The following is a 24,551-nucleotide window of genomic DNA, read 5'->3' on the forward strand; positions in this document are numbered from 1 at the left end:
CGTGAACCTCGGACAGTCGACCAATTGCAGTCGAGACTGCTCTGGTGCTCACCGTGTCACAGCTAAACCCTGAGGGCTAGCCGCCGGCGATTCGGCTCAATGCCCCGAAAAACACGTCCGTGATCTTCGCCGGGTCCGGGGCCACGAAGGCCTGACCACCCGTGGCCGCCGTCAACTGGTCCAGCTCCGGTTTGTCCGCGTCTGGGCCGATGCCCACTCCGATCAGGGGGATCGGGCGGCGGGGGTCCTGCAGCTTTGCCAGCTCCGCCAACAACTCAGCGCGGGAAATCCCGTGTGGGTCCTCGTTTCTCCCGTCCGTCAGCACGATCACCAGGTTGAGCCGGCCCGGCTCCCACTCGCGGCGCGCCGTGCGGTACGTGTCCAGCACGCTGTCGTACAGCCCCGTTCCGCCGTTCGCCGTGGCCTTCACCTGGGCGAGCTTGTCCAGTGCGCCACTCGCCAGGTGCTGGGCCACCGAGGCCATCGGCAGCAGCTCGCGGTAGTCCTTGTCGCCGTCCAACCTCGTCGAGAACGCCAGCATGCGCAGCTGGGTCGTCGGCTTGAACAGGTGCAGTGCCTTCGCCGTCGCCTGCATCGACAGCTGCATCCGGTTCAGCCCGGTCCCCGGCACCTGCGCGTTCATCGACCCCGACACGTCGACGAGCACCTGCACCCGCGCGCTCAGGTTGATCCCGGACCACTGGTTGAGCAGCTCCTCGACGACCGACGCGGGTGGGAGGTTCGCCGCCCGGAAGCCGGACGTCGTCACGTGCGGGTCGTCGGCGTGCTCGCGCAGCGCCTGGCCGCCCGCCGCGCGCAGGCCCGTCTTCGCGATGGCGTCCGCGCCCGCGTCGCCGAGTGTCGCTTGCCGCAGCGCGTCGATGATCGGGCGTTGCTGCGGGGTGATCCCGCCCAGCTCGGCGAACGGGTAGTCCAATGTGGGCACCGCGGTCGAGTAGACGGCGACGAGCGGCGAGCTCGCGTCCTCGATGTTGTGGCGCAGCACGGAGTTCTCCGACGCGGGGAACGTCGTCACCGCCGCCGTGCCGCCGGTGCCGCTCGAGCCCGGCAGCCGCGCCATCAGGTCCGTCTCCGCGCCGAGCGTGTTGGCCGAGAACCGCCGCAGCAGCGCGACGTACGCGGCCGCCGGCTCGGTGGCCGTCTTGACGCTCTCCTTGAGGCCCAGCAGCGCCGCGACGCCGACCGAGTCCTGCGCCGGGTCGGACATCCCCGGGACGGCACCCGGCGACCCCAGGACGTCCGCCCAGGTGGCCGTGCGCTCGGGCCAGCCCATGCCCTTCGCGACGCCCTCGGCGACGGCCAGCACGACCGGCGAGCTGGCCACCGACGCCCCGGTCTCGGGGACGTCGGAAGCGCCGAACTGGCGGGCGCGGCGCAGCGCGAGGGTCGAGTCCGGCACCCACACCTGCGGCCGCGGGCTGCCGTCGGACAGGGCGAGCTGCTCGGCCGTGGCGGCCGGCTCCCTGGTCTGGACCTCGACGCTGCCGCACCGGAGGTCGAGACCACGCGCGACGAGCGAGAGCGCGGGCGCGATGTCGGCGGACGCGGTGACGAGGACCTTCGCCTGCTGCTCGCACGGGGGCTGGGCCGGGGTCATCCGCGAGACGGTGACCCAGGTCGCGGCCCCGAGGACGACCACGAGACCGGTCGCGAGGGCGGGCAAGAGCAGCCGGCGTCGTCGTCCGTCCGGCGAGTGACGTCCCATCGGGCGCGGCCTCTCTTCGGCGAGGCGGGGTGGGGATCAAGGCTAGCGCCCGGCAAACCACCGGTTCGTGGTCCGGATGGCCTAACAGCGGGCCTCATACCCGGGAGGGAGGCGAATCCCGTCCCGGAGTCGGATGTCCGCGCCCGATTCGCGCGCGACACTGGGGGCCTGACCGCTTGGGGGTACGCATGAAACCGACACGAGCCGACCAGCGCCGGGCGCGGCGGGCCCTGCTCCGCCAGACCGCCACCGTAGGCCTCGCCCTGCTCCTCACCAAACTGGGGCACTGAACGCACCGAAGGCCACCGTCCGGCGGACCGGATGGTGGCCTTCGGCGGCGGAACCTAGACCGGGATGACCGTCGGGACGATCATCGGGCGGCGGCGGTAGGTGTCGGCGACCCAGCGGCCGACCACCCGGCGGACCGCCTGCGCGATCCGGTGGGTGTCGGTGATGCCTTCGGCCTCGGTGCGCGCCAGCTCCATCTCCACCAGCGGCACGACGGCGGCGAGCGCCTTCGGGTCGTCGGAGAAGCCGCGGCCGGACACCGTCGGGGCGCTGACCGGGCGGCCGGTGGCCGATTCGATCGCGACGCTGATCGAGATGAACCCGCCCTCGCCGAGGACGAGCCGGTCGGACAGGGTCGACTCGCCGACGTCACCGACGGACAGGCCGTCGACGTAGACGTGGCCGACCTCGACGCGGCCGGTGCGGGACGCCTTGCCGTCGACCAGGTCGACGACCACGCCGTCTTCGGCGATCACCACGTTGTCCGCCGCGACGCCGGTGCGGATCGCCAGCTCGGCGTTGGCCTTCAGGTGCTTCCACTCGCCGTGGACCGGCATGACGTTGCTCGGCCGCACCGCGTTGTACAGGTAGAGCAGCTCCCCCGCCGACGCGTGGCCGGACACGTGCACCTTGGCGTTGCCCTGGTGCACGACGTTCGCGCCGAGCCGGGTCAGGCCGTTGACCACGCCGAACACCGCGGTCTCGTTGCCCGGGATCATCGAGCTGGCCAGCACGACGGTGTCGCCCGCGCGGATCGAGATCTGCCGGTGCTCGCCGCGCGCCATCCGCGACAGCGCCGAGAGCGGCTCGCCCTGCGAACCCGTCGAGACGAACAGGACCTTGCTCTCCGGCAGGGTGCTCGCCTGGTCGAGGTCGACCAGCAGGCCGTCCGGCACGTTGAGCAGGCCCAGCTCGGCCGCGATCCCCATGTTGCGGACCATCGACCGGCCGACGAACGCGATCCGGCGGCCGTGCCGGAGCGCGGCGTCGAGGACCTGCTGGACGCGGTGGACGTGGCTGGCGAAGCAGGCCACGATCACGCGCTGGTCGACGCGGCGGATGACGTCGTCGAGGACCGGGCCGATGTCGCGCTCGGGCATGACGAACCCGGGGACCTCGGCGTTGGTCGAGTCGACGCAGAAGAGGTCGACGCCTTCGTCGCCGAGCCGGGAGAAGCCGGCCAGGTCGGTGAGCCGACCGTCGAGCGGGAGCTGGTCGAGCTTGATGTCGCCGGTGTGCAGGACCACGCCCGCCGGGGTGCGGATGGCCACGGCCAGCGCGTCCGGGATGGAGTGGTTCACCGCGAAGAACTCGAGGTTGAACACGCCGACGTCGCGGCGCTCCCCCTCGCGGACCTCGATCAGCTTCGGCCGCTGCCGGTGCTCCTTGGCCTTCGCCGCGAGCAGCGCGTTGGTGAACCTCGAGCCGTAGATCGGCAGGTCCGGCCGCAGGCGCAGGAGGAACGGGACGGCACCGATGTGGTCCTCGTGCCCGTGGGTGAGCACCAGTCCTTCGATGTCGTCGAGCCGGTCCTCGATCGCGCGGAAGTCGGGCAGGATCAAGTCGACGCCGGGCTGGTCGTCCTCGGGGAAGAGGACCCCGCAGTCGACGATGAGCAGCCGGCCGCCGTACTCGAAGACGGTCATGTTGCGCCCGACCTCGCCGATACCGCCCAGCGCGACCACGCGCAGGGCTCCGGCGGGCAGTGCGGGCGGGGCGTTGGTGGGGCCTGGACCTGGGGGAAGTGAGCTCACCGAGGCAGGGTCCCAACGCTGGTGTGCGAGGTCGGCGCCACGTAGGCGGCCCTCGAATCTGCTTGTGCCACCCGCTCACCATGCCAGTCCCGGGCCGCCGTGTCGCCCAGGGGCACGCCGCCTTGCCCCAGATCACCGGCGATCAGGGCCGTCTGGTCGGCCGTCGGCGCGACGATCGGGAGCCGCGGCTCGCCGACGTCGAAGCCGCGCAGCCGCAGCGCCGCCTTGCTGAACGCGACCCCGCCGACCCGCGACATCGCGCGCAGCACCGGAAGCATGCCGCGGTGGTTGGTGCGCGCGGTGGACGTGTCGCCGTTCTCGTAGGCGTCGATCATCGCGCGGATCCGGCCCGCGACGACGTGACCGATGACACTCACCACGCCGGTGCCGCCGACGGAGATCCAGGGCAGGTTCAGCCCGTCGTCGCCGGAGTAGTAGGCGAGGTGGGTGTTGGCGATGACCTCGGACCCGGCGATCAGGTCGCCCTTGGCGTCCTTGACCGCGACGATCCGCGGGTGCTCGGCCAGCCGCAGCAGCGTGTCGACCTCGATCGGCACGACCGAGCGCGGCGGGATGTCGTAGAGCATCACCGGCAGGCCCGCGCTGTCCGCGACCGCGGTGAAGTGCGCGTGCAGGCCGGCCTGGCTCGGCCGCGAGTAGTACGGGGTGACGACCAGCAGGCCGTGCGCGCCGGCCGCTTCGGCCTGCTTCGCCTGCTCGATGCTGTGCGCCGTGTTGTTGGTGCCCGCGCCGGCCACGATGGTCGCGCGGTCGCCGACGGCCTCGACCACGGCGCGGATGAGCTCCTGCTTCTCCGCGTCGCTCGTGGTCGGGCTCTCGCCGGTGGTGCCGTTGATGACGAGGCCGTCGTTCCCCAGCTCCACGAGGTGCTCGGCCAGCTCCTGCGCCCGCTTCAGGTCCAGCGCGCCGTCGGCGTCGAAGGGGGTGACCATCGCGGTGAGCACGCGCCCGAACGGCCGTCCGGGCGCTGCGGTAGGTGGGTTGGACATGCCCAGACGGTACCCCGTCCCCCCGACGAAAAACGCGCCGACCTGGCCACCTCGGCGGAAGTGCGGAGGATTTCCGGAACCCGGCCGCTCGTCGCGGAACTTCTACTTGACCTTGGTCACGATCGGCGCGGTGATCGGCCCGCCGTCGGCCCGGGCCAGCAGGCAGTAGTACTCGCGGGTGGGGGTTTCCCCGCTTTCGGACGGCTTGCGCTGCCACTCGGCCTCGGTGGGGATCAGCGCGCGGTAGGTCAGGTCCTGCCGCTGGGTCTCGGGCACGATCGACGAGCGGAACGCGGTCGCGCAGGCCGCCTCCGCGCTCGCCTGGATCGCGGTCTGCCCCGGGTAGTCCGCCACCTTCGCGTCGTCGGCGTTCCAGTTCTCGATCGACAGCACGTTGCCGATCTCGAAGATCTCCTGCGCGTGGCTGCGGTTGCACTCGATCTTGTTGTCGTCCTGGCTGATGATCCCGCCGTCCTGGATGGTGGCGTTGTAGCAGCGGTAGTAGTCGGTGATGTCGACGCGCAGCTGGCCGTTGACGCCGAAGGTCATGGTCGGCTGCTTCTGCTTGTCGACCGCGGGCGTCTCGTAGGCCTTGCCGGCGAAGAAGCCGCCGACCAGTGCCCCGACGACCAGCACGGCGGCCAGGGACAGCCACAGGGCCCGCAGGTTCCGCTTGGGCGGCTGCGACGCGACCCGCGTCATCGGGCCGCCCTGCTGCAGCATCGCGGTGCCGTTCGGCGGCGTCGGCCGGACGCCCTGGGCCGTGGTCAGGAGGTTCTGCGCCTGGGCGGCGGTGAGGCGCGCGTCGGGGTTGGCGACGAGCAGGCCGAGGATGGCCGCGGCGATCGGGCCCTGGCCGCGGGTCAGGTACGGGATCTCGGTCATGATCGCGTGCAGCGTCGCGGCGGTGGTCGCGCGCTCGAACGGGATCGAGCCTTCGACGGCGAAGAACAGCGTCGCGCCGAGGGACCACAGGTCGGACGCGGGCAGGGCTTCGCGGCCCTCGACGCGCTCCGGCGCCATGAACGCGGGCGAGCCGACGATCATGCCGCTGGTGGTCAGCCGCGGGTCGTCGATGGCGTGGGCGATGCCGAAGTCGGTGAGCTTCACGCGGCCGTCCGGCGCGACGAGGATGTTCGCCGGCTTGACGTCGCGGTGCACGATCCCGGCGGCGTGCGCGGCCTGCAGGGCGGCCAGCACCCGCTCCCCCATCAACGCGGCCTGCGCGGCGGGCATCGGGCCGCGCTGGCGCACGAGGTCGGCCAGCGACGGCGCCTCGACGAGCTCCATCACGATGAACGTGGTGCCGCCGTCGGTGACGACGTCGTAGACGGTGACGACGGCGGGGTCGTTGAGCCGCCCGCCGGTGCGCACCTCGCGCAGCGCGCGCTCGGAGAAGACGGCGGCCGATTCGGCGTCGGGCAGCCGCAGTTCCTTGACCGCGACCTGCCGGCCGATGACCTGGTCCTGTGCCCGCCAGACGACGCCCATGCCGCCCCGGCCGAGTTCGCCGAGGAGGGCGTAACGGCCGGCGACAACCCGCTGACCAGGCGTGGCGGGCGCCTGCGGTGGGTACGGCCGGGTCTGTTCGTCGGTCACGGTGCTCCTTCAAGCGGCGGTCGCGCAGATGCTAGTCGGACCGTTCCGGAGCGTTCGGGGTTCCGCGGAATTCGTGACTCGACCGGTGACCACGGGACGCCGGGCGGGCCGTCGCTCAGCGGCGTGGGGCGTAGGCCTCGCCGCGGTACGGGATCCACCGGTAGCCCGGGGCGAAGTCGCTGAACGCGGCGCGCTTGCCGGTCGCGCTCCAGATGTCTTCGCTGACCACGAGACCGGGGAAGCGCGTCAGGTCGTTCTCGGCCATCAGCTCGTCGTACGTGCGGAACCGCTCGGTCTCCACCCCCGCCAGCGCGTACCGGTAGACCGGCGGAGCCGTGCGGAGCAGCCAGTAGAGCCGGCGCCCGGCGGCGGTCATGGCCGTCGCGTCCTCGGCGGACTCGATGCGCTTGTCGCCGAGGTCTTCGGGCGCGACCCCGCACCACCAGCCGCTGCCGCCGTCGGAGAAGACGCGGGCGGGGAACCCTTCGAAGTGGCGCGCGAGGTCCCGGGCGTGGGTCTCCCGCCCACCGCATTCGGCGTTGAGGGCGAAGATCCAGGCCATGGCCGCGGCCTCCCTGTTTCGTGGGCTCAACCGGTGAAGGTGAGATAGATCAGCACCAGGTTGAGCGCGATGATCACCACCGCGATCGAGGATGCCGCGATGGTCGTCAGCCTGCGGTTGGCGTCCGCGCCCATCAGATCACGGTCCGCCGTCAGCCGGATCAGCGGTACCAGCGCGAAGGGGATCCCGAACGACAGCACGACCTGCGAGACGACCAGAGCCGCGCTCGGATCGGCCCCGAGGGCGAGCACCACGATCGCCGGGATGAGCGTGACGAGACGGCGCAGGACCAGCGGAATCCGCTTGTGCAGCAACCCTTGCATGATCATCGCGCCCGCGTACGCGCCCACCGAGGTCGACGCCAGGCCCGACGCCAGCAGGCCGATCGCGAACAGCAGCGCGATGCCCGGGCCGAGGGCCACCGCGACCGCGGCGTGCGCGCCCTCGATGCTGTCGACGCCCGCCTGGCCCTGCAGGTTCGTCGCGGCCAGCAGCAGCATGCCCAGGTTCACCGCGCCGGCCAGCAGCATCGCCAGGCCGACGTCGGCGCGGGTGGCTCGCAGCAGGCGGCGACGCGTGGTGACGTCCGGGAGGCCGTGCCGGTCGCGAACCAGGCCGGAGTGCAGGTAGACGGCGTGGGGCATGACCGTCGCGCCCAGCATCGCGGCGGCGATGAGGATGCTGCCGGAGCCGTCGAACATCGGCACCAGCCCGCCGAGCGTGCCCGACGCCGACGGCGGCTCGACGAACAGGCTGGCCAGGAACCCGACCGCGATGACCAGCAGCAGGCCGGTGACGACCCGCTCGAACGTCCGCTGGCCGCCGCGGTCCTGGACCGCCAGCAGCGTCAGCGAGACCGCGCCGGTGACCAGGCCGCCGGCCACCAGCGGCAGGTCGAACAGCAGGTAGAGGGCGATGGCGCCGCCGACGACCTCGGCCAGGTCGGTGGCGATGGCGACGATCTCGGCCTGCACCCAGTAGGCCAGCCGCGCCGGCCGGGACAGCCGGGCGCGCAGGGCCTCCGGCAGCGACATCCCGCTGACCAGCCCGAGCTTCGCCGAGAGGTACTGCACGAGCACGGCCATCAGGTTCGCCGCGACGATCACCCAGACCAGCAGGTAGCCGTAGCGGGCGCCGGCGCTGATGTTGGACGCGACGTTGCCGGGGTCGACGTAGGCGATCGCGGCGACGAACGCCGGGCCCAGCAGGGCCGAGCCGGTGCGCAGGCGCGTCACGAGTCTCGGCCGGACAGCCTCGGTGACCGCCATGAAGCCTGCCTCTCAACCGGATGTCGGGGAACCCAAATCGAAGTTTAGGCGTGCCGAACTTTCGATTTCAAGGGTGACGGCTCCCACTCTCGTCCCCGGGGTACCCCGAACGGCTCAGGGATGCGCGACTTCGTGGCCGGACTCGCGCAGCGCCTTGACGGCGTGGCCGAGGTCGGTGGCGCGGACCAGGATGTGGTCGGTGTCGAACGTCGACATCGAGAACAGCGCGACCCCGGCCGCGGCCAGCTCCGAGGCCAGCGCGGCGATGATGCCGGTGAGCGTGAACTCCAGCGGCCCGCGGACCGAGAGCAGTCGCCAGCCGTCCTCCGCCGTGCCGCCGGCCGGTTCGCGCCCGGCCGGGCAGATGATGGACAGCTCTTCGGGCGTCCGGGTCACCGAGACGAACGCGGGCTCGCCGGGAGCGAGGAGCTCGGCGGGCACCGGGGCGTCGGCGGGCAGCCGCACGACGGCGTACTCACCAGGGCGGACATCGATCGCGAGACGCTTCATCAGCCTTCGAACACCTTCGGGCTCGTAGCGATCTCGGTGCCGTCCGGCAGCGTCGAGATGGTGAAGTCGGCGAACACGTTCGCCGCGGCTTTCTGCAGGTGCCGCAGGCATTCCACGGCCAGTCCCCGGATCTCGACGTCGGCGTGCTCGGTGGCGCGCATCGCGACGAAGTGGCGCCAGGCCCGGTAGTTCCCGGTGACGACGATCCGGGTCTCGGTCGCGTTCGGCAGCACCGCCCGCGCGGCCTGGCGGGCCTGCTTCCGGCGCAGCGTCGCGCTCGGGACGTCGGCGAACTTCTCCTCGAGACCGGCCAGCAGCTCTTTGTAGGCGTCGACGCTCGCCTGCGCCGCGGCGAGGAACTTCTCATGCAGCACGGGGTCGTTCGCGATGACGTCCGGCTCGACGATCTCGGCGTCGCGCTCGGGCACGTACCGGCGGGACAGCTGGGAGTAGGAGAAGTGGCGGTGCCGGATCAGCTCGTGGGTCAGCGAACGGGAGATGCCGGTGAGGTAGAAGGTCACCGATCCGTGTTCCAGCACCGCGAGGTGGCCGACGTCCATGATGTGCTCGAGGTAGCCGGCGTTGGTCGCGGTGGCGGGGTTCGGCTTGTCCCAGGACTGGTAGCAGGCGCGGCCGGCGAACTCCGCGAGCGCCTCGCCGCCGTCCGCGTCGGTCGTCCAGGGAACGTCCGCGGGCGGGAAGAACTCCGTCTTCGCGATCAGCTGCACCCTCGGTGACACGGTTTCGGCCACGTCCGCACTCCCTTCGCCGGCTCCCGTAAGCAGCCTAACCGCGCGCGGGCGCCCACTCCCGGGGGACACGTGACAGCACCGCTTCCTTGACTGACGCCACCCATGACGTCATAGTGGTGTCATGGACCTGACGCCGTACATCGCCAACCTTCGCGAGGACCTCGCGAACACGGCTGCCGCCGGGGACGAGCACACCCGGCGGGCGGCCGCGCTGCTGTCCTCCGCGCTCGAACCCGCCGTCCGCCTCACGCTGATGAATGCTCTCGCCGACCTCGCCGCCGAGGTCACGGCCGCTTTGCCCGGCCAGGTGGTCGACGTGCGGCTGGACGGCCGGGACGTCCGCGTGGTCGTCACCGGAGCCGCCGAAGAGGCGCCGCCACGCGAGACACCACGTGACACCACTCCGCCACCACCGATCGACGGCGGTGACATCTCGCGCATCACGCTGCGCTTGGTCGAGCAGATCAAGGGGCAGGCCGAGCGCGCGGCGCAGGCGCAGGGCGTCTCGCTGAACACGTTCGTCTCCCAGGCCGTCCAGGGGGCGCTGGGGCACGGTGCCCTCGGCGGGGGCGCCAAGCACCACGGCAAGGGCACCCGGCCCGGGTCGCACCTGCACGGCTGGGTCGAAGGCTGAGGGGATCGAAGATGAGTGACGAAGACACGACACCGGCCGAAGAGACGGCCACGCCCGCCGAGGAGCCGGCCGAGGAGCCCGCTGCCCGCGACGAGCTGGTACGGATCGACGAGTTCGAGACCGACGTCCCGCTGGAGCTGGACCTCGGCGTGACGATCGGGCGCGTCGAGGTCGTCCTGGAAGGCGACTCCGGCGCCCGCGTCGAGCTGCGGCACGACCAGGGCGAGCAGCAGCCGTGGGTCGCGGGGGTCAACAGCCTGCTCTCCTGGGTCGGCGAGCGCTTCGGCGACCAGCTGGGCGTCGACCCGTCGGGCGCCGACCCGGCCGAGGCCGTGCGGCAGAGCCGGATCGAGAAGCTCGGCAACCGCCTGGTCGTCCAGGCGCCGAAGGCGTGGCAGCTGCGCAACGTCGCGCTGTCGGTGACCGTGCGCGCCCCGGCGGGCTCGCACGTCGAGGTCCGGGCCGGCGCGGCGGACGTCACGGTGACCGGTTCGGCCGGGCGCGTCGACCTGCTGACCGGCTCCGGCGAGGTCAAGCTCGACCGCGCCGACGGCTCGGCGACGATCCGCACGGGCAGCGGCGGCATCAAGCTCGGCCCGACGCTGGGCGGGCTGCAGCTGCGCAGCGGCAGCGGCCACGTCGAGGCGTCGTCGATCGCCGGCTCCGCGACGCTGGCGACCGGCACGGGCGACGTCTGGCTGGGCGCGGTCTCGGGCGAGGTGATGGCCCGCACGGGCAGCGGCGACCTGTCGGTGGCCGAAGCGGCGTCGGGCACGCTCGACCTGATCACCGGCTCGGGCGAGGTCCGCATCGGCATCCGCGGCGGCACGGCGGCGGAGGTCGACCTGACCTCGAGCGGCGGCAAGGTGTCCAGCGAGCTGGACGTCGCCGACAGCGCCCCCGAGGGCGGCGTGAAGCTGAAGGTCCGGGCCCGCACAGGCTCCGGCAACGCCGTGGTGACGCGCGCGGCCGGCTGATGAAAAGGGGGTGACGGGCCGTTCCCGGTGGGGGTTACCGGGGACGGCCCGTTTCTTTTTGTCTACTGTGGACGGCGCCCCGCTTCAGCGCACCAGTTTCTTCAGGGCCGGGGCCAAGTCGCCGCGAGAACCCACTGCCACGCCGGACAAGCCGAGCCACTCCGCCATGTGCCGCAACTCCCCTGCCAGCTCCGGCAGCACTCGCGCCACGTCCGCGCCCTCCTCCGCGAACGCCCCTTGCACCCGAAGCACTCCCGCCGCGCGGTCGGACTTCAGGTCCACCCTCGCCACCAGCTCGCCGTCCAGCAGGAACGGGAACACGTAGTACCCGTACACCCGCTTCGGCTCCGGGACGTAGATCTCGATGCGGTAGCGGAACCCGAACAGCCGCTCCGTGCGGGCGCGCTCCCAGATCAGCGGGTCGAACGGGCACAGCAGTGCCCGCCCCGTCACCGAGCGCGGCGTGCGGGCCTCGATGTGGCGGTACGCCGTCGCCTTCCAGCCGTGGACGGTCACCGGCTCCAGGACTCCCGACTCCACCAGCTCCGACACCGCCTGGCGCGCCGGGGCCGGGCCGAGGCGGTAGTAGTCGCGCAGGTCCGTCTCCGTCGCCACGCCGAGGGCCCGCGCCGAACGCTCGATCAGGCCCCGCGCGCCCTCCTCCGCGGACACCGACCGGGACAGGACCTCCGGCGGGACCACCCGCTCGGTGAGGTCGTAGAGCCGCTCGAACGACCGGCGCGTGCCCGTGGTCAGCTGGCCGATGCCGAACAGGTACTCGCAGACGCGCTTGACCTCCGAGCGCTCCCACCACGAGCCCGGGCCGCGCCGCTGCGCGTCCGCCGCCACCTCGCGCTCGATGCCGCCGGCGCCGATCGGGCCCAGCTCCTTCACCACGGACAGGATCTCCTCGACCAGCCCCGGTGACTTCTCGATCAGCGGCCCATAGTGCTTCCACCAGCCGTCGCGCTTCGCGCCGGACCGGATCAGCGGCCAGTCCTCGACCGGGAGCAGGCTCGCCTCGTGCGCCCACGTCTCGACCAGCATCCGCGGCTGGCGGGCCGAGTGCGACCACGCCGCGCCGTCCAGGAGCGCGGGCTCGTACGCGCCCAGCCGCGAGAACACCGGCATGTAGTGCGCCCGGACCGCGACGTTCACCGAGTCCAGCTGCAGCAGCTGGACGCGCGAGAGCACGCGTTTCAGGTGCCGCCGGGACGGCTCACCGGAGGGGCGCGGGTCACTGAAGCCCTGGGCGGCCAGGAAGGTCTTCCGGGCCGTCGGGACGCTGATCGTCTGCATGGTGCCGTCATGGTGCCACCCACCACCGACAAAAACGCGGCCCCGGATATCTTCAGCGCATGAGCGACGCCGCTGTCCGCCCCGCCGACCTGTCCGACGCCGCGGAGATCGCCCGCATCCAGCGCGACACCTGGCACGCCGCCTACGAGGACCTGCTCGGCAAGAGCGCGCTGGCCGAGCTGGACGCCGCCGACCTCACCGGCACCTGGACCGAGACCATCGACTACCCCGGCAGCCAGGTCTACGTCGCCACCGAGGGCGAGTTCGTCGTCGGGTTCTGCGTCGCGGGCCGGGCGCCCGAAGGCGAGGTCGCGGCCGCCGACGGCAGCCTGCCCGAGGACGCCGGCAGCACCGGCCTCGTCGCCACCCTGCTCGTCGAGCCGCGGTGGGGCCGCCGCGGGCACGCCGGACGGCTACTCGCGACGGCCGCCGCGGGCCTGCGGGCCGACGGCGCCGGCCGCGGCATCGCCTGGGTCGCCCAGGGCGACCACGCCTCCCTCGGCTTCTACCGCCGGGCCGGCTGGAACCCCGACGGCACGGTCCGCACCCTCGACACCGGCGACCGCATGGTCCGCGAGGTCCGCCTCACCGGCACCCTCGACCTCGAGCTGGCCTGAGCCGGCGTCCCGGAAGATCACCCACCGCATCACGGTGTACATGAACACGCCCTCGCAGGCGCCCGCGAGCACCCGCGCGAGGTGGTATTCGACGCCCAGCGCCGTCAGGCCCGCGCCCACACCCAGCAAAAACGCCGCGTAATTGACAGCAATCGCACCGATGTAAAGCGTCAGCTGGATTCCGACCGCGGCGTGGGAATGGAAGTTGAACGTCCGGTTCAGAACGAAGCTCAGCCCGAACGCGCATCCGTAAGACAGCGTTATGGAAAGCCAGAGCGGCCAGCCGGCGAGGCCGTGGAAAACGGTCAGCAGCCCCAGGTCGACGCCGAACGTGAACCCGTTGATGAGGCAGAAGCCGAGAAACGTCGGGGCCACGACCCGCGACAACCCCAGTGGCAGTACCCCTACGATCGCCGCGCAGAGGGCACCGAATCGGTCAGCGGGCGTACGGGATTGCTCGGCGGCCACCCCGTCAGCGTTCCAGCGGAAGGTGACCGGAAACCGTCTTGCAGGTGATCTTCTGGTGCGACCCCCCTACCGCATAGGGGGGTTATCCCCCGTGACTCCAGGTTTCGCGCTGATAACTTGGAGGAACACGATCGAGCGCAGGAGGTGACACGATGAGCTGGATCCTGTTGACACTAGGGGTCGCTTTCGGTTCGGCCATCGTGCCGCTGATCAACGCCGAGGTCTTCCTGCTCGGGCTGTGCGCGAGCCAGCCCGGGCTGCACTGGCTGTGGCTCGGCGCGGCCGTGGCGGTCGGGCAGATCGCGGGCAAGACGCTTTACTTCCTCGCCGCGCGCGGCACGATCAAGCTGCCGAAGCCGCTGCACGACCGCCTCCACCGCGAGCGGCCGATGACGGCCCGGCGCGTGCGCTGGGAACTGCGGACCAAGCGGATCCGCGCCTGGATCGACCGCCTGCGCGACCGCTGCCACCGCCACCCGCACTGGATGGCGGGGACGTACGGAGTGAGCTCCCTGGTGGGCCTGCCCCCGTTCATGGCGACGAGCGTGCTGGCCGGCATGGTCCGGATGCGGCTCGTGACGTTCTTGACCACGGGGTTCGCCGGTAGGTGGATCCGCTTCAGCCTGATCGCCGCTTCACCCGCGGTGTTCGCGGGCTGGCTGCACCACTGAGCCGGACTTCAGCGGTCGGCGGCTTCCAGCTCCACGGCCTTCTTCATCGTCTCGCGGGCCCGGCGCCGGTCGCCCGCGATGTCGTACGCGTACGCCAGCTTGTACCAGACGCGCCAGTTCTCCTGGTCCGCTTCGACCTCCGCGCGGCGGTCCTGGAACCACGCGTCGGCCGCGTCGCGATCCACGCGGCCCGATGGACGGCGCGGCAGGTCCGAGACGTCCGGAAGTTCGCCCTCCGCGTCCAGCCGGCGGGAGAGGCGCTGGATCTGCACACCGTTGCGCCAGGTCACGACGACGATCCAGATACCCAGGATCGGCAGCAGCAGGACGCCGACGCCCAGCGCGATACCCGCGCCCGTTCCCGACGCGAACAGGGCGAACGCCCGGTCGGCGAGCAGGACCAGGTAGACCACCAGCGCCGCCGTCATCAGCAGCGCGATGTTGCGAGCCTTCACAGGTCGAGGACGTTTTCCAGCCCGACCGTCAGGCCGGGCCGCGCCACCACCGTGCGCACGCCGAGCAGCACACCCGGCATGAACGACGTCCGGTCGAGCGAGTCGTGGCGGATGGTCAGGGTCTCGCCCTCGCCGCCGAACAGGATCTCCTCGTGCGCCACCAGGCCCGGCAGCCGGACCGAGTGCACCCGGATGGCCTCGACCTCAGCACCGCGGGCGCCGTCGAGCTCGGACGTCGTCGCGTCCGGCCCCGGCGTCACGCCGGCCTCCGCGCGGGCCGCGGCGATCATCCGCGCGGTGTGCGCGGCGGTGCCCGACGGCGCGTCCGCCTTGCGGTTGTGGTGCAGCTCGATGATCTCCGCCGACGCGTAGAACTTCGCCGCCTGGGCCGCGAACCGCATCGCCAGAACCGCGCCGAGAGCGAAGTTCGGCGCGATCAGCACGCCCAGCGAGGGCTTCGGCTCCAGCAAACCACGCAGCTCGGCCAGCCGCGCGTCGCTGAAGCCCGTGGTGCCGACGACCGCGTGGATGTCGTGCTCCACCAGGTACTTCAGGTTGTCCATAACGGCGTCGGGGTGGGTGAAGTCGACGACGACCTGGGCCTCGGCCAGCGCCGCGAAGTCGTCCCCCGCGTCGAGCGCCGCGACGACCTTCATGTCCGCGGCGTTTTCGACGGCGTTCACCACCGTCGCCCCCATCCGGCCGCGCGCACCGAGCACACCGACGTTGATGGTCATGAAGCGATCACCTCGTGCAGGTCGTCAGGAAGGTCGTCGGCGTGAGCGTACGGCCCGACGACCGCCGCCGCCGAGACCCCGCCCGGCCGCGCGAACAAAGTGCGAGCGAGCGCACACACCTCTTCGGTGGTGACGGCGTCGATGCGCGCGATCGTCTCGTCGACGCCCAGGTAGTGGCCGTAGTTGAGCTCGCTCTTGCCGATCCGCGACATCCGCGACGACGTGTCCTCCAGCCCCAGCACGATCCCGCCGCGCAGCTGGCCCTTGGCACGGGCCACCTCGGCTTCGGTCAGGCCGTCGACGCCGACCTTGTCGAGGACCTCGCGGATGACGCCGGCGACGTCACCGAGCTTCTCCGGCTGACAGCCCGCGTACACGGCCATGTGCCCGGTGTCGGCGTAGCTCGCGACCGACGAGTACACCTGGTAGGCCAGCCCGCGCTGCTCGCGGATCTCCTGGAACAGCCGCGACGACATGCCGCCGCCGAGCGCCGCGTTGAGCACCGACAGCGCGAAGCGGCGCTCGTCGTGGCGCGACAGCGAACGCAGGCCGAGCATCACGTGCGCCTGCTCGGTGTCGTCGGTGTGCAGAGCCAGCTTCGGGAGGGTCTTGATCCGGGCGCGGCCCTCGCGCGGCGCGACCGGCGTCGCGTCGCCCGTCAGACGATCGCGAAGCGCCTTGCGCACCAGCCGGAGCACCTGGCTGTGGTCGATGTTCCCGGCGACGGCCAGCACCATCCGCGGCAGCGTGTAGCGGCGCTTGTAGAACCCGCGCAGCGCGGCCGGGGACATTTCGATGATCGACTTCTCGGTGCCCAGCACCGGGCGGCCCAGCGGGTGCTCGCCGAGGATGGCGGTCACGAACGTCTCGTGCAGCAGGTCCTCGGGGTCGTCGTCGCGCATCGAGATCTCTTCGAGGACGACGCTGCGTTCCATGTCCATGTCGCGGTCGGTGCAGAGCGCCTCGAACACGACGTCGGTGACCAGGTCCACGGCGAGCGGGAGGTCGGCGTCGAGCACCTGCGCGTAGTAGCAGGTGTGCTCCTTCGCCGTGAAGGCGTTGAACTCGCCGCCGACGGCGTCGATCTCCTCGGCGATCTGCGTGGCGTCACGGTTCTTCGTGCCCTTGAACAGCAGGTGTTCGAGGTAGTGCGCGGCACCGGCGACGGCGACCGGCTCGTCACGGGAGCCGATGCCGACCCACAGCCCGACCGTGGCCGAGCGGGACGCCGGGACGTGCTCGGTGATCACGCGCAGGCCGCCGGGCAGGACGCTGCGCTTGACGACCGCACCGTCCGGAGTGGACTCCAGCGTGCGGGTGGTACCGACGGGCTGCTCGTGCCCGGAAACCTGCCGTGCCATGGGTTCCTTACTTCCGCATGCCGTGAAGGCCCCCTCACCGGCCACAAACGCCGGCGAGGGGGCCTTCACGGACCTACAACGAGCTGTCTTACTTGGCGTCGGCCGTCTCGGCGTCGGCGGCGGGCGCCGGGGCCTCGGCAGCGTCGTCTTCCTGAACGACGATCAGGCTGATCTTGCCGCGGTTGTCGATGTCGGCGATCTCGACGCGGAGCTTGTCGCCCACGTTGACGACGTCCTCGACCTTGGCGATCCGCTTGCCGTTGCCCAGCTTGGAGATGTGCACCAGGCCGTCCTTGCCCGGCAGCAGCGAGACGAACGCGCCGAACGCGGCCGTCTTCACCACGGTGCCGAGGAAGCGCTCGCCGACCTTGGGCAGCTGCGGGTTGGCGATGGCGTTGATCAGGTCGATCGCCGCCTCCGCCGACGGGCCGTCGGCCGCGCCCACGTAGATCGTGCCGTCGTCCTCGATGGAGATGTCGGCACCGGTCTGCTCGGTGATCGAGTTGATCATCTTGCCCTTCGGGCCGATGACCTCGCCGATCTTGTCCACCGGGATCTTCACGCTGGTGACGCGCGGCGAGTACGGGCTCATCTCGTCCGGGCCGTCGATCGCCTCGGCGATGACCTCCAGGATGGTGAGGCGAGCGTCCTTCGCCTGCTTCAGCGCGGCGGCGAGCACCTCGGAGGGGATGCCGTCGAGCTTCGTGTCCAGCTGCAGGGCGGTGATGATGTCCTTGGTGCCGGCGACCTTGAAGTCCATGTCGCCCATGGCGTCCTCGGCACCGAGGATGTCGGTCAGCGCGACGTAGCGCGTCTCGCCGTCGACCTCGTCGGAGATGAGGCCCATCGCGATGCCCGCGACCGGCGCCTTCAGCGGCACGCCGGCGTTGTACAGGCCCATCGTGGACGCGCAGACCGAGCCCATCGAGGTCGAGCCGTTGGAGCCCAGCGCCTCGGAGACCTGGCGGATCGCGTACGGGAACTCGTCCCGCTTCGGCAGCACCGGCACGAGGGCGCGCTCGGCGAGCATGCCGTGGCCGATTTCGCGGCGCTTCGGCGAACCGACGCGGCCGGTCTCGCCGGTGGAGAACGGCGGGAAGTTGTAGTGGTGCATGTAGCGCTTGTGCGTCTCCGGGGACAGCGAGTCGATCTGCTGCTCCAGGCGAAGCATGTTCAGCGTGGTGACGCCCAGGATCTGGGTTTCGCCGCGCTCGAACAGCGCCGAACCGTGCGCCCGCGGGATCACGGCGACCTCGGCCGCGAGCGACCGGATGTCGGTGAGGCCACGACCGTCCATGCGGATCTTGTCCGTGAGGACGCGCTTGCGCATGACCTTCTTGGACAGCGCCTTGAACGCGGCGCCGATCTCCTTCTCGCGGCCCGCGAAGGCTTCGCCCTCGCCGACGCCGACCTTCTCCAGGACGGCGGCCTTGACCTCGTCGGTCGCGGCGTCACGGGCCTGCTTGCCGGCGATCTGCAGCGCGTTCGCCAGGTCGTCGGTCGCGATCGCGGCGACGGCGTCGAAGGCGTCCTGCTGGTAGGCCAGGAAGACCGGGAACTCGCCGGTCGGCTTGGCGGCGACGTCGGCCAGCTTCTGCTGGGCCTCGCACAGCACCTTGATGAACGGCTTGGCGGCCTCGAGGCCCTCGGCGACCGAGACCTCGTCCGGCGCCTTGCCGCCCGCGGCGATCAGGTCGAGCGTGTTCTCGGTGCCTTCGGCCTCGACCATCATGATCGCGACGTCATCGCCGACGATGCGGCCGGCGACCACCATGTTGAAGGTGGCCTTCTCCAGCTGCGACCAGGTCGGGAACGCGACCCACTGGTCCTCGATCAGGGCGACGCGGACGCCGCCGACCGGGCCCGAGAACGGCAGGCCGGCGATCTGGGTCGACGCCGACGCGGCGTTGATGGCCAGCACGTCGTACGGGTCGTCCGGGTTGAGGCTCTGGACGGTGATGACGACCTGGATCTCGTTGCGGAGACCGTCGGTGAACGACGGGCGCAGCGGCCGGTCGATCAGGCGGCAGGTCAGGATCGCGTCGGTCGAGGGACGGCCCTCGCGACGGAAGAACGCGCCGGGGATGCGGCCGGCCGCGTACATGCGCTCCTCGACGTCCACCGTCAGGGGGAAGAAGTCGAAGTGGTCCTTCGGGTGCTTCGACGCGGTCGTCGCCGAGAGCAGCATCGTCTCTTCGTCGAGGTACGCGACGACGGCGCCGGCGGCCTGCTTGGCCAGGCGGCCCGTCTCGAAACGAACGGTGCGGGTACCGAACTTGCCGTTGTCGATCACGGCTTCGGTCTCGTGCACGGTGACTCCGGTGGAGTCGGTCATAGGGTGTTTCTCCTCTTTAGTTCCTTCTATACGGCGCGAGTCTCCCACCCTGGGACCCATTTCGCCTGAGGACGCTCGAGGAGTGATGCCGGTCTTCGATCGAAGCCCCCGGGACTCTTCCCGGAAGCCACTACCGAGGACCGGCGGACGGTTCCCCGGGCGCGCTCGCGCCGTTCTTCTCTTAAAGCGAGGGGGAGCGACCGGCGGTCACTCCCCCTCGGGTTCAAGCTATCGGCGCAGGCCGAGACGCTGGATCAGCGCACGGTAACGCTCGATGTCCACCTTCATCACGTAGTTCAGCAGCCGGCGGCGACGGCCGACCAGCAGCAGGAGCCCGCGACGCGAGTGGTGGTCGTGCTTGTGAGCCTTGAGGTGCTCGGTGAGGCCGACGATCCGCTTGGTCAGCAGCGCGACCTGGGCCTCGGGGGATCCCGTGTCCGAGTCGTGCACGCCGTACTCGGCCAGGATCGACTTCTTTTCTTCGGTGGACAGCGCCACTTGTGTTGCTCCTCGAATGATCAGTGCCGTGCGGCCCCGGACGCGGAATGAACGCCGGGAAGTCGGTCACGGCCGCCACGGACTGCAGCCGAACCCGGTCACGACGTTACCAGCCCGCTGAACTGGGCCTTCAGGCGCCGTCCAGCTCGAAGGCACGGGCGACCCGGTAGCGGGTCGCGCCCCGTTCGCGTTCGCTGGTCATGAGCACCACCTCGGTGGCAGGCCAGCGGCGGCTGGTGAAACCCAGCAGACGTTGAGTGCAACGCCCGGCGAGCCCCGGTTCTTCCCGGGGGAACCGCGCCAGCGTGAGGTGGGGCACGTACGGCCTCGCCTCGGCACCGGCCCCCGCGGCGAGCGCGAGCGGCGTCAGTTCGCTTCCGGCGGCAGTCAACCACAGCACCCCGGGGAACGTCGCGGCCTTTTCCAGCCGGACGTCGACGGCGGGCCGCCCGGCCAGCCGGTCCGCGAGCCACGCGGCCCGGGTGCCCACGTCGTCTTGCCCGTAGTAGGCGAGGGTGACGTGCCAGCGCTCCGGCGGCTCCCAGCGCAGGCCGTCCTCCAGGTCACCGAGGGCTGTGAGGTTTTCGGCGACCGCTTCGACGACGTCGTCCGGCGGGACCAGCGCGCTGAACAGGACCGGCATCAGGCGCCGTTGTCGGCCCGGCGCAGCAGGTCGGCGATGGCCGGGAACTCGTCGTCGAGCCGCTTGGCGGCCTCGCCCAGGTCCTCGTCCTCGGCCAGGTCACGCAGGTAGGCGAGGACCTTCGCGTCTTCGTTGACGACCGGGATGTTGTCGCGGCCGACGGTGGGCCGCGAGTCGCGGACGTCCTCCATCGCGGCCAGCATCGCGTCGCGGTTGCCGGCGGCGACCTCGGGCACCAGGATCTTGCGCTCGAGCATGATCATCCTGGCGAGCACGACCGGGTTGCCGATCTTCGCCCGCCGCCCGCTCATCACCTGGCTGAGCATGGGGGCGCTGATCCCGAGGACCTCGGCCAGGAACGCCTGCGAAACGTCGAACGCGACGACCAGCCGGCGGACCCGGTCGCCGAGCGGCTCCCCGTACCACTCGCGCTGCAACGCGATGTTCCGCTGGACGATCTTGTGGTCCTCCACCTGTTCCGCTCCCCTAGACCGCTTCGACCCGACTACCTGCGCGCACCGTCCGTGAGCATCTTGCCATCGCTGCCACGTGCGTGACCGCGAAACCGCCCTATTCGCCCCCGGTCGGGGCGTCCGGGGGCACCTGCAGTGCCTTTCTCGTCTCGACGACGTCGTCGTCGATCTGCGTGACCAGCCCGGCCGAGTCGGCGAACCGCACCTGGTCGCGCAGCCGCGTCACGAAGTCGATCGCCACGTGCTGGCCGTAGAAGTCCTCGTCGACGTCGAGGACGAACGCCTCGACGGTCCGCTCGCGCCCGGAGAACGTCGGGTTCGTCCCCACCGAGACCGCGGCGCGCAGCCGGCGCGACGGGTCCGCCGAGCGGGTGAACCAGGCGCTGTAGACGCCGTCGGCCGGGACGGCAGCGAAGCGCGGTGTCGACAGGTTCGCCGTCGGGTAGCCGAGCTCGTGGCCGCGGCCGTCCCCGCGGACGACGATGCCCTCCAGGCGGTGCGGGCGGCCCAGCGCCTCGGCCGCGGCGACGACGTCCCCGGCGTCGATGCACGACCGGACGTACGTGCTCGAGAAGGTGATCGCCGACTGGTCCTCTTCGGACAGTTCCTTGCCCTGCAGCTCGGCGCCGTACGCGGCGAAGCCGAACCGGCGGCCGAGGGTGCGCAGCATCGCGACGTCGCCCGCGGCCTTGGCGCCGAAGGTGAAGTTGTCGCCGACGACCACCGCGGCCGCGTGCAGCCGGTCGACGAGCACCTCGTGCACGAACTCCTCCGGCAGCAGCCGGGACAGCTCCAGGGTGAACGGCAGCACGCAGAAGACGTCGATGCCGAGGCCTTCGACGATCTCCGCCTTGCGCCGCAACGTGGTCAGCTGCGCCGGGTGGCTCCCCGGGCGCAGCACCTCCGACGGGTGCGGGTCGAACGTCAGCATGACGCTGGGCAGCCCGCGTTCGGCCGCCGCGGCCACGGTCCGGCTGACCAGCTCCTGGTGCCCGCGGTGGACACCGTCGAACACGCCGATGGTGACCACGCACCGGCCCCAGCCGCCGGGGAGGTCCCCCAGCCCACGCCACCGCAGCACGTCGAACTCCCGTCTCTCAGAAGCCACCCTAGGCGGGCAGCAACACGACCACTGCCCGGGACACGCCTTCTTCGTCGGCGGCCAGGGCGAGCACCTTGCCGTCGGGACCGAAGAGCCCGTAGGTGCCCTCGACCCCGGCCGCCGGGATGCGCTGCCCGTGCCGGACCGCTTTCGCCGACGCGGCGTCCAGGTCGCGCCGCGGGAAGGCGGCGGCGACGGCGGCGTCGAGGTCGAGGCTCAGCTCGGGCGTCTCCTCGAGCCGGTCGAGGGTCTTCGCCTTGGCCAGGGTGAAGGGGCCGACCGTGGTCCGGCGGAGGGCCTGGAGGTGCCCGCCGACGCCGAGGTCGGCGCCCAGGTCGCGGGCCAGCGCGCGGACGTAGGTGCCGGACGAGCACTCGACGACGGCGTCGACCTCGACGTGGTCCTCTTCGTGGCGGACGCCGAGGACGTCGAAGCGGTAGACGGTGACCGGGCGCGGCGGGAGGACGACCTTCTCGCCGGCGCGGACGCGGGCGTACGCGCGCTTGCCGTCGATCTTGACCGCGCTCACCGCGCTGGGCACCTGCTGGATGGCACCGGTCAGCTTCTCGACGCCGTTCGCGACGGCGTCGTCGGTGACGTCCTTCGTGTCCGCCGTCGTGAGGACCTCGCCCTCGGCGTCGTCGGTCGTCGTGCTGCTGCCGAGGCTGAGGGTGGCCAGGTAGGTCTTGCGGTCCAGCGCCAGGTGGCCGAGTAGCTTGGTGGCGCGCTCGATGCCGAGCACCAGCACGCCGGTCGCCATCGGGTCGAGCGTGCCGGCGTGCCCGACCTTGCGGGTGCCCATGATCCGGCGGGCACGGGCGACGACGTCGTGCGACGTCATACCGGCGGGCTTGTCGACGATCACGAGACCGGGCGGCGGGGCGGGACGGCGGGGCGGTTTGGGGCTCGACACGCGGCAAACCCTAGCGGCCGCTTGTCGTGGTTCGATCAGGCCGCTCGGCCGGGCCACGATGGAGGCGTGACGGAGATCGAAGTCCGGGCCGCCCGGCCCGCCGAGTTCGAAGCGGTCGCCGCGCTCCGGTGGCGCTGGGTGGCCGAGCGGGACGGCCTGCCCGGCGACGGTCGCGAGGCGTTCGTGCGGGAGTTCGCCACGTGGGCGCGGGAGAACGCGGCCACCCACCGCTGCCTCGTGCTGGTGCGCGGCCGCCAGGTGCTCGGGATGGCGTTCCTGGCCATCACCGCGCGCGTGCCGACGCCGTCGGCGCCGTCGCGGGCCGCCGGGGACGTGCAGAGCGTGTACGTCGTCCCGGAGGCCCGCGACGGCGGCCTCGGCGGGCTGCTGATCGAAGGCGTCCTGCGGCTGGCCGGGGAGCTCGGGCTGGAGCGGGTCACCGTGCACTCGTCGGCGCGGGCCGTGCCGGCCTACGAGCGGCGCGGGTTCTCGGTGGCGCCGCAGCTCATGCAGGCGCTGGTCAGGCGGCCACGATCGGCGTCTCGGGCAGAGCGGCGTCCCAGCGACGGCGGGTGATGCGCACCGGCAGCTCCTCGCCGCGGGCTTCGGCGAGGAACAGCTGGGCGCGCGTCCGGCGCCACCACACGAGCAGCCGGGACGTGCCCAGCGCCAGGATCGCGACGATCGCCAGCAGCGAGAGCCGGAAGCTCCCGCCGGTCCACTGCAGCAGGACGCCGACGAGCAGGGCGGCGATGGTCGTCGCGACGAAGCCGCCGACGTTGACCACGCCGGTCGCCGTCCCGACGCGGGACAGCGGGTTGTAGTCGCGGGCGAGGGCGAAGCCGATCATCGACGCCGGCCCGCCGAGGGCGAGGAAGGCGAACGCGGGCACCAGCACCGCCACCGGCACCTGCCCGGGCCAGCTCAGCAGCACCGCCCAGATCAGCGCGGCCCCGCCGATGTACCCGCCGACCAGCGGCATCCGCAGCGACGGGTACCGGCCGATCACGCCGCCGAGCAGCGGGCCGCCGGCCATCGAGCCGAAGACGAAGACGGTGAGCAGCGCGCTCGCGGTGGCCATCGACTGCCCCTGGCCCTGCACCAGCCAGGGCACACCCCACAGCAGCGTCAGGGCGTTGGGGGCGAACATCGTGCTGAAGTGGACCCAGAAACCCAGGCGCGTCCCGGGTGTCCGCCACGCCTCGGCGACCTGGTGGGCGAGCTGGCGCGCGCAGACGGCTTCGCGGACCGGCGGTTTCTCCCCGGCCGGGACGTCGCGGACCCGGAGCGTCACGACCACCGTGTAGAGGACGGTGACGGCGCCGGCCGCGAGGAAGGTCGGGGTCCAGCCGGCGCTGTCGAGCACCAGCGAGAGCGGGACGGTGGCGGCGAGGTTGCCGATGTAGCCGACGGCCGCGGTGAACGACGTCAGCAGCGCGTACTGGCGGCCCGGGAAATGGGCGGCGACCAGGCGCAGGACGCTGACGAACGTGAGCGCGTCGCCGAGGCCGAGCACGCCGCGCGCGACCAGGCCGAGGCCGTAGGAGTGGGCGACGCCGAGCAGGAGCTGGCCGGCGCCGAGCACCAGCACCGCGACGGTGAGGACGCGGCGGGGGCCGTAGCGGTCGACCAGGACGCCGGTCGGGATCTGCATCGCGGCGTAGACGCCCACCTGCAGCACGGTGAACGTCCCGAGCGCGGCCGAGCCGACGCCGAAGCGCTCGGCCGCCTGCAGCCCGGCGACGCCGAAGGAGGTGCGGTGGAAGACCGCGAGGAGGTAGACGGTGACAGCGGCGAGCCAGATGAGCCAGGACCGGGCGGTGGCGCGGCCGGTGGCGGGCGGCACAAGTTCCTCCAGGGTTTCGGCGTTCCGATCATACGGACGCCTGCACTGCCGTC

General features: G+C 71.6%; 24 protein-coding genes and 1 pseudogene. 5 read left to right on the forward strand and 20 right to left on the reverse strand.

Annotated features, from left to right (window positions below; translation table 11 throughout):
• Positions 1 to 76: 76 nt before the first annotated feature.
• From ACZ7OU_RS39730 to thyX, 8 genes are all read right to left on the reverse strand, one after another.
• Positions 77 to 1,726 carry a VWA domain-containing protein gene (locus ACZ7OU_RS39730; protein ID WP_470259250.1) on the reverse strand — a complete coding sequence of 550 codons (1,650 nt, stop codon included), beginning with the start codon at positions 1,724 to 1,726 and terminating at the stop codon, positions 77 to 79.
• A gap of 344 nt (positions 1,727 to 2,070) precedes the next feature.
• Positions 2,071 to 3,768, reverse strand: a complete 1,698-nt coding sequence (locus ACZ7OU_RS39735; protein ID WP_470246192.1) for a ribonuclease J — start codon at positions 3,766 to 3,768, stop codon at positions 2,071 to 2,073.
• Positions 3,765 to 4,778 carry a 4-hydroxy-tetrahydrodipicolinate synthase gene (gene dapA, locus ACZ7OU_RS39740; protein ID WP_470246191.1) on the reverse strand — a complete coding sequence of 338 codons (1,014 nt, stop codon included), beginning with the start codon at positions 4,776 to 4,778 and terminating at the stop codon, positions 3,765 to 3,767. The genes ACZ7OU_RS39735 and dapA overlap by 4 nt, the downstream gene beginning before the upstream one ends.
• 102 nt (positions 4,779 to 4,880) lie before the next feature.
• Positions 4,881 to 6,377 carry a serine/threonine-protein kinase gene (locus ACZ7OU_RS39745; protein ID WP_470259251.1) on the reverse strand — a complete coding sequence of 499 codons (1,497 nt, stop codon included), beginning with the start codon at positions 6,375 to 6,377 and terminating at the stop codon, positions 4,881 to 4,883.
• Between the two features lie 115 nt (positions 6,378 to 6,492).
• Positions 6,493 to 6,939 carry a hypothetical protein gene (locus ACZ7OU_RS39750; protein ID WP_470246189.1) on the reverse strand — a complete coding sequence of 149 codons (447 nt, stop codon included), beginning with the start codon at positions 6,937 to 6,939 and terminating at the stop codon, positions 6,493 to 6,495.
• 26 nt (positions 6,940 to 6,965) lie between these two features.
• The gene (locus ACZ7OU_RS39755; protein WP_470246188.1) at positions 6,966 to 8,207 is read right to left on the reverse strand and encodes an Nramp family divalent metal transporter; all 1,242 of its coding nucleotides are present in this window, start codon (positions 8,205 to 8,207) and stop codon (positions 6,966 to 6,968) included.
• Between the two features lie 114 nt (positions 8,208 to 8,321).
• Positions 8,322 to 8,717 carry an ACT domain-containing protein gene (locus tag ACZ7OU_RS39760; RefSeq protein ID WP_470259252.1) on the reverse strand — a complete coding sequence of 132 codons (396 nt, stop codon included), beginning with the start codon at positions 8,715 to 8,717 and terminating at the stop codon, positions 8,322 to 8,324.
• Complete coding sequence (thyX, locus tag ACZ7OU_RS39765) at positions 8,717 to 9,469, reverse strand: FAD-dependent thymidylate synthase (protein WP_470259253.1); 753 nt, start codon at positions 9,467 to 9,469, stop codon at positions 8,717 to 8,719. Before thyX ends, ACZ7OU_RS39760 begins: the two co-directional genes overlap by 1 nt.
• Before the next feature lie 121 nt (positions 9,470 to 9,590).
• On the opposite strand from thyX, the gene ACZ7OU_RS39770 reads away from it, so the two are divergent.
• Positions 9,591 to 10,103: a toxin-antitoxin system HicB family antitoxin gene (locus ACZ7OU_RS39770; RefSeq protein ID WP_470246186.1), complete on the forward strand. Its 513-nt coding sequence runs from the start codon at positions 9,591 to 9,593 to the stop codon at positions 10,101 to 10,103.
• A gap of 11 nt (positions 10,104 to 10,114) precedes the next feature.
• Positions 10,115 to 11,080, forward strand: a complete 966-nt coding sequence (locus ACZ7OU_RS39775) for a DUF4097 family beta strand repeat-containing protein (protein ID WP_470259254.1) — start codon at positions 10,115 to 10,117, stop codon at positions 11,078 to 11,080.
• Positions 11,081 to 11,164: 84 nt separating this feature from the next.
• On the opposite strand, the gene ACZ7OU_RS39780 is transcribed toward ACZ7OU_RS39775, so the two are convergent.
• Positions 11,165 to 12,379: a winged helix-turn-helix domain-containing protein gene (locus tag ACZ7OU_RS39780; protein WP_470259255.1), complete on the reverse strand. Its 1,215-nt coding sequence runs from the start codon at positions 12,377 to 12,379 to the stop codon at positions 11,165 to 11,167.
• 59 nt (positions 12,380 to 12,438) lie between these two features.
• Between ACZ7OU_RS39780 and ACZ7OU_RS39785 the strand changes: the two genes are divergently transcribed.
• Positions 12,439 to 12,996: a GNAT family N-acetyltransferase gene (locus ACZ7OU_RS39785; protein ID WP_470246183.1), complete on the forward strand. Its 558-nt coding sequence runs from the start codon at positions 12,439 to 12,441 to the stop codon at positions 12,994 to 12,996.
• Positions 12,997 to 13,068: 72 nt separating this feature from the next.
• Here the strand turns inward: ACZ7OU_RS39785 and ACZ7OU_RS39790 are convergent.
• A pseudogene (locus tag ACZ7OU_RS39790) lies at positions 13,069 to 13,464 on the reverse strand (GtrA family protein); the annotation flags it as partial.
• Between the two features lie 152 nt (positions 13,465 to 13,616).
• Here ACZ7OU_RS39790 and ACZ7OU_RS39795 point away from each other — a divergent pair.
• The gene (locus ACZ7OU_RS39795) at positions 13,617 to 14,135 is read left to right on the forward strand and encodes a hypothetical protein (RefSeq protein WP_470246182.1); all 519 of its coding nucleotides are present in this window, start codon (positions 13,617 to 13,619) and stop codon (positions 14,133 to 14,135) included.
• A gap of 8 nt (positions 14,136 to 14,143) precedes the next feature.
• Here ACZ7OU_RS39795 and ACZ7OU_RS39800 read toward each other — a convergent pair whose 3' ends face one another.
• From ACZ7OU_RS39800 to truB, 9 genes are all read right to left on the reverse strand, one after another.
• Positions 14,144 to 14,590, reverse strand: coding sequence for a tetratricopeptide repeat protein (locus tag ACZ7OU_RS39800; RefSeq protein WP_470259256.1), 447 nt, complete (start codon positions 14,588 to 14,590; stop codon positions 14,144 to 14,146).
• Positions 14,587 to 15,327, reverse strand: a complete 741-nt coding sequence (gene dapB, locus ACZ7OU_RS39805) for a 4-hydroxy-tetrahydrodipicolinate reductase (protein ID WP_470259257.1) — start codon at positions 15,325 to 15,327, stop codon at positions 14,587 to 14,589. The genes ACZ7OU_RS39800 and dapB overlap by 4 nt, the downstream gene beginning before the upstream one ends.
• The gene (locus ACZ7OU_RS39810; RefSeq protein WP_470246179.1) at positions 15,324 to 16,688 is read right to left on the reverse strand and encodes a M16 family metallopeptidase; all 1,365 of its coding nucleotides are present in this window, start codon (positions 16,686 to 16,688) and stop codon (positions 15,324 to 15,326) included. Before ACZ7OU_RS39810 ends, dapB begins: the two co-directional genes overlap by 4 nt.
• A gap of 88 nt (positions 16,689 to 16,776) precedes the next feature.
• Positions 16,777 to 19,023 carry a polyribonucleotide nucleotidyltransferase gene (locus ACZ7OU_RS39815; protein ID WP_470246178.1) on the reverse strand — a complete coding sequence of 749 codons (2,247 nt, stop codon included), beginning with the start codon at positions 19,021 to 19,023 and terminating at the stop codon, positions 16,777 to 16,779.
• 228 nt (positions 19,024 to 19,251) lie between these two features.
• Positions 19,252 to 19,521, reverse strand: a complete 270-nt coding sequence (gene rpsO / locus ACZ7OU_RS39820) for a 30S ribosomal protein S15 (RefSeq protein WP_003084034.1) — start codon at positions 19,519 to 19,521, stop codon at positions 19,252 to 19,254.
• Positions 19,522 to 19,651: 130 nt separating this feature from the next.
• Positions 19,652 to 20,164 carry a 2'-5' RNA ligase family protein gene (locus tag ACZ7OU_RS39825; RefSeq protein ID WP_470259258.1) on the reverse strand — a complete coding sequence of 171 codons (513 nt, stop codon included), beginning with the start codon at positions 20,162 to 20,164 and terminating at the stop codon, positions 19,652 to 19,654.
• Positions 20,164 to 20,637, reverse strand: coding sequence for an XRE family transcriptional regulator (locus ACZ7OU_RS39830; RefSeq protein WP_470246176.1), 474 nt, complete (start codon positions 20,635 to 20,637; stop codon positions 20,164 to 20,166). The genes ACZ7OU_RS39825 and ACZ7OU_RS39830 overlap by 1 nt, the downstream gene beginning before the upstream one ends.
• A gap of 97 nt (positions 20,638 to 20,734) precedes the next feature.
• Complete coding sequence (locus ACZ7OU_RS39835) at positions 20,735 to 21,718, reverse strand: bifunctional riboflavin kinase/FAD synthetase (protein WP_470246175.1); 984 nt, start codon at positions 21,716 to 21,718, stop codon at positions 20,735 to 20,737.
• A gap of 28 nt (positions 21,719 to 21,746) precedes the next feature.
• Positions 21,747 to 22,652, reverse strand: a complete 906-nt coding sequence (gene truB, locus ACZ7OU_RS39840; protein ID WP_470259259.1) for a tRNA pseudouridine(55) synthase TruB — start codon at positions 22,650 to 22,652, stop codon at positions 21,747 to 21,749.
• Positions 22,653 to 22,718: 66 nt separating this feature from the next.
• Here truB and ACZ7OU_RS39845 point away from each other — a divergent pair, with 66 nt between their 5' ends.
• On the forward strand, positions 22,719 to 23,228 hold the full coding sequence (locus tag ACZ7OU_RS39845; protein WP_470259260.1) for a GNAT family N-acetyltransferase: 510 nt from the start codon (positions 22,719 to 22,721) through the stop codon (positions 23,226 to 23,228).
• On the opposite strand, the gene ACZ7OU_RS39850 is transcribed toward ACZ7OU_RS39845, so the two are convergent.
• A complete protein-coding gene (locus ACZ7OU_RS39850; protein ID WP_470259261.1) occupies positions 23,173 to 24,498 on the reverse strand; it encodes an MFS transporter in 1,326 nt (441 codons plus the stop codon). The genes ACZ7OU_RS39845 and ACZ7OU_RS39850 overlap by 56 nt on opposite strands.
• Positions 24,499 to 24,551: the final 53 nt, after the last annotated feature.

This window comes from Amycolatopsis sp. NPDC114505 (genome assembly GCF_055633615.1).

Bases quoted from the DNA above. Each gene is read 5' to 3' on its own strand.
- ACZ7OU_RS39730 (WP_470259250.1), bottom strand. From the start codon at position 1,726: ATGGGACGTCACTCGCCGGACGGACGACGACGCCGGCTGCTCTTGCCC.
- dapA (WP_470246191.1), bottom strand. From the start codon at position 4,778: ATGTCCAACCCACCTACCGCAGCGCCCGGACGGCCGTTCGGGCGCGTG.
- ACZ7OU_RS39750 (WP_470246189.1), bottom strand. From the start codon at position 6,939: ATGGCCTGGATCTTCGCCCTCAACGCCGAATGCGGTGGGCGGGAGACC.
- ACZ7OU_RS39755 (WP_470246188.1), bottom strand. From the start codon at position 8,207: ATGGCGGTCACCGAGGCTGTCCGGCCGAGACTCGTGACGCGCCTGCGC.
- ACZ7OU_RS39760 (WP_470259252.1), bottom strand. From the start codon at position 8,717: ATGAAGCGTCTCGCGATCGATGTCCGCCCTGGTGAGTACGCCGTCGTG.
- ACZ7OU_RS39770 (WP_470246186.1), top strand. From the start codon at position 9,591: ATGGACCTGACGCCGTACATCGCCAACCTTCGCGAGGACCTCGCGAAC.
- ACZ7OU_RS39775 (WP_470259254.1), top strand. From the start codon at position 10,115: ATGAGTGACGAAGACACGACACCGGCCGAAGAGACGGCCACGCCCGCC.
- ACZ7OU_RS39780 (WP_470259255.1), bottom strand. From the start codon at position 12,379: ATGCAGACGATCAGCGTCCCGACGGCCCGGAAGACCTTCCTGGCCGCC.
- ACZ7OU_RS39785 (WP_470246183.1), top strand. From the start codon at position 12,439: ATGAGCGACGCCGCTGTCCGCCCCGCCGACCTGTCCGACGCCGCGGAG.
- ACZ7OU_RS39795 (WP_470246182.1), top strand. From the start codon at position 13,617: ATGAGCTGGATCCTGTTGACACTAGGGGTCGCTTTCGGTTCGGCCATC.
- dapB (WP_470259257.1), bottom strand. From the start codon at position 15,327: ATGACCATCAACGTCGGTGTGCTCGGTGCGCGCGGCCGGATGGGGGCG.
- ACZ7OU_RS39810 (WP_470246179.1), bottom strand. From the start codon at position 16,688: ATGGCACGGCAGGTTTCCGGGCACGAGCAGCCCGTCGGTACCACCCGC.
- ACZ7OU_RS39815 (WP_470246178.1), bottom strand. From the start codon at position 19,023: ATGACCGACTCCACCGGAGTCACCGTGCACGAGACCGAAGCCGTGATC.
- ACZ7OU_RS39825 (WP_470259258.1), bottom strand. From the start codon at position 20,164: ATGCCGGTCCTGTTCAGCGCGCTGGTCCCGCCGGACGACGTCGTCGAA.